The sequence below is a fragment of the Nonomuraea sp. NPDC049378 genome (assembly GCF_055586745.1).
In genome coordinates this window covers 1-3,181 of the sequence record NZ_JBVJHP010000056.1, presented here as the reverse complement: position 1 = coordinate 3,181, position 3,181 = coordinate 1, and the positions used below count along the sequence as shown (strand labels likewise).

Annotated in this window: 3 protein-coding genes; 1 reads left to right on the top strand and 2 read right to left on the bottom strand. The window is 71.1% G+C overall.

Going from position 1 to position 3,181, the window contains the following annotated elements; translation table 11 throughout:
- The first annotated feature begins 98 nt into the window (after nucleotides 1-98).
- On the top strand, nucleotides 99-1,274 hold the full coding sequence (locus ACZ6SA_RS49160) for an NAD(P)/FAD-dependent oxidoreductase (RefSeq protein WP_347647710.1): 1,176 nt from the start codon (nucleotides 99-101) through the stop codon (nucleotides 1,272-1,274).
- A 127-nt stretch (nucleotides 1,275-1,401) separates the two neighbouring features.
- Here ACZ6SA_RS49160 and ACZ6SA_RS49155 read toward each other — a convergent pair whose 3' ends face one another.
- Together ACZ6SA_RS49155 and ACZ6SA_RS49150 are read right to left on the bottom strand one after the other, a co-directional pair.
- Entirely contained in the window at nucleotides 1,402-2,595 is a 1,194-nt protein-coding gene (locus tag ACZ6SA_RS49155; RefSeq protein WP_465836405.1) for an MFS transporter, read from the bottom strand.
- A 357-nt stretch (nucleotides 2,596-2,952) separates the two neighbouring features.
- On the bottom strand, nucleotides 2,953-3,181 hold a 229-nt coding region (locus ACZ6SA_RS49150; RefSeq protein ID WP_465836403.1), incomplete at its 5' end, for a cytochrome P450.

Sequence of the window (3,181 nt, the reverse complement as noted above, 5' to 3'; positions counted from 1 at the left end):
CTGTTGCATCCGTACCCTGAAGCGGAGCAACACGCATCCGCCCGGGAGGCAGCCCTGCTGTGTCCAGGACGGGCGATCTCGATCGAGGGATCACCGTAGTGGACAAGATCGTCATCGTGGGCGCGTCCGCGGCGGGCATCAGCGCCGCGGACGCCCTGCGACAACGTGGCTTCACCGGCCGGATCACCCTGTTGGGCAGCGAATCCCATCTGCCCTATGACCGCCCGCCGCTGTCCAAACAGTTGCTGTCCGGCCAGTGGGAGCCGGAACGGCTGCGGCTGCGCAGCGCCGAACAGCTGACAGAGCTGGACCTGAACCTGCGGTTGGGCGCCACCGCGACCGGCCTGGATCCCCACCGGCGGGAGATCGTGCTGGCCGAAGGCGAGCCGGTCGATTACGACGGCTTGATCATCGCCACCGGCGCGGCCCCGCGGCGGCTGCCCGGTGGCGATCTGGCCGGCGTGCACTATCTGCGCACTCTGGACGACGCGCTGGCCCTGCGATCCCGGATGCGACCGGAATCGCGAATGGTGGTCATCGGTGCCGGGTTCATCGGCGCCGAGGCCGCCGCGGTGGCCCGCGACATCGGCCTGCCGGTCACCATGGTCGATCCGGCCGCCGCGCCGATGCTGCGGGCGTTCGGCAAGTCCGTTGCGGAACTGCTGGCCGCACTCCATGTCGACAGGGGGGTGGACCTGCGGTGCGGCACCGGCGCCTCCTCGTTGATCTCCGAGCGGGGAGCGGTAACCGGCGTGGTGCTGGACACCGGCGAGCGGATACCCGCCGATGTGGTGGTCGTCGGCATCGGCGCGATTCCCAACACCGGCTGGCTGGCCGGCAGCGGGTTGCTGAGCGACGGGCGCCTCGACTGCGACGAGTACTGCGCGGTGGCGTCCGGCGTGTACGCGGCCGGGGACGTGGCGAGCTGGTTCAACCCGCTGTTCGGCACCCGGATGCGGGTGGAACACCGCACCAGCGCCGCCGAGCACGCGCGTGCCGCCGCGACCAATCTGCTGGCGGCACCGGCGGACCGACGTCCCTTCGCAAGCGTCCCGTACTTCTGGACCGACCAGTACGACCTGAAGGTGCAGGCCTGGGGCCACTTCGACGAATCCTGCGACCTAGCGGTGCGGCACGGCGATCTTTCCGAACGCAAATTCGTGGCGGTGTACGGCCGCGACGGCCGGGTGGTCGGCGCCGTCGGAGCCGGCATGCCGAAGCAACTCCGGGAAGCCCGCAGCCTGATCGTCGAGAAGGCAGAGTTCCCCGGCTGAAGCTCGCCATTGGCTCGACTCTGTCGGGAATCGTCTCGGACGGTCGAGGCCAGCCGCTGGCGGCTCCGCCCGGACTTCACCCGGGGGACCTGTCGATCGGGGAGACCTGGAAGGCGATCGCCGCCTGTCACGGTGTGTCCCGCAGCGCACCGGCAGCCCTGGTGGCTCTGTTCCAGGCCAGCAGCACCGGCACTCCCGCGACCAGCCCGGCGGCGCCGGCGATCGCCAGGCCGTGCTCCGGTCCGGCCGCTTCGACGAGGAGGCCGCCGAGCAGGATGCCCAGCCCCTGGGCGGCGACCATGCCGGAGGAGGCCAGGCCGACCGCCTGTCCCCTGCTCTGCGGCGGTGCGATCCTCACGTACTCCGCGTTGGCCGCCACGTGGTAGCCGGTGAGCACCCCGCACACCGTCCACAGGAGCAGCAGAACCACGTAGCCGGGGTCCGCCGCGCTGGCCACCAGCGGCGCACTGGCCGCCACCGCCATGGGGGCCATCAGCGCCATCCGCCGCGCTTCGGTGAAGAACCTGGACAGCACGAACACGCCGACGACGTTGCCCACGGGCAGGGCGGCCATGAGGAGCCCCGCCTCCGCGGTGCCCAGGCCGAACGAGGCGGCGTACGGCACCGCGATCGCCTCGGGGATGACGTGGAAGCCCGACAACATGGCCAGGCCGAGCAGGCTGCGCAACGCGCGATGCCCGGCCACCAGCCGCAGCCCGCCGAGCAGGGAGATCGGCTGCTTGCCCGCGGCTGCCGGGCGCCGGCGCACCGTGGCCAGGGTGAGTGACGCGGCGGCGGCGAACGTGGCCGCGTTGATCAGGATGGCCGTCTCCGCGCCGGCCAGCGCCACCACGATGCCGCCGCCGGCGAAGCCGAGCAGCGTCACGACCTGGTCGCTGAGCTGGTGGACCGCCACTCCGGTCTGGTAGAGCTCGCGGGGCAGCACGTCGGGCGTCAGCGAGATGCGTGCCGCCCTGCCCGGCGAGTCGAGCAGCTGGGAGGCGAAGACCAGGGCGCACAACGCGGGCAGCGAAAGGCCCGGCAGCGCGACGAACCCGATGAGGACGGTCCTGGCCACATCGCAGGCGATCGTGACCTCGCGCCGCGGGTAGCGGTCGGCCAGCCAGCCCAGCGCGGGCCCGCCGACCAGCGCGGGCACGAACGTCATCGCGTAGACGAGCGTGGTGACGGCGGCCGAGCCGCTGCGCTCGTAGGCGAGCACGGCCAGCGCGACGCGCGCCAGCTGGCTGCCCGCTCGCGACAACAACCCGCCCAGCCACAAACCGCGAAACTCGCCGATCGCGAGCACTTTGGCGTACATCGATTCCGTCCGGTCCGACTCGACTGTCCTGGCTGCCCTCGACGAACCCGCACCGCGGCAGGTCCCGCCATGCTCCGGAAACCCGCGCGGGCGGGCGCCGGCTCCCCGCGGTGGGTGATGGTTCTCCCGCCTCGTTGCAGACGCCACCACTCCACCGCGGGATCACCTCATCAGGTCCAGACGGGATCGCGTCGCATCGCCCACACCTCCCTTCGAGACGGGTTCTGGCTGGCTGGTCGCCGTTGAAGCTGTCGGCGTCCAGGGTTCATGCCGGTCACGGACCAGTGATCGTGACGTACATCCCGACACGGCCTGGCTCGGTCAGGACGCATCCGCCGAAGCCGACGCATGTCCTGTTCACCAGGTGACCGGGAGTTCGTGGGCGCCGTAGACGACGGCGTCGTTCTTGAACGGAACGTCCTGCGTCGGTGCGGCGAGCCGCAGGGCAGGGATGCGGCGGAACAAGGTGTCGAAGACGATCTGCAGTTCCATCCTGGCGAGGTTCTGGCCGAGGCACTGGTGCGGGCCGTATCCGAAGGCGAGGTGGTGGCGGGCTCCGCGCTCGATGTCCAGTTCGGCCGGGTTC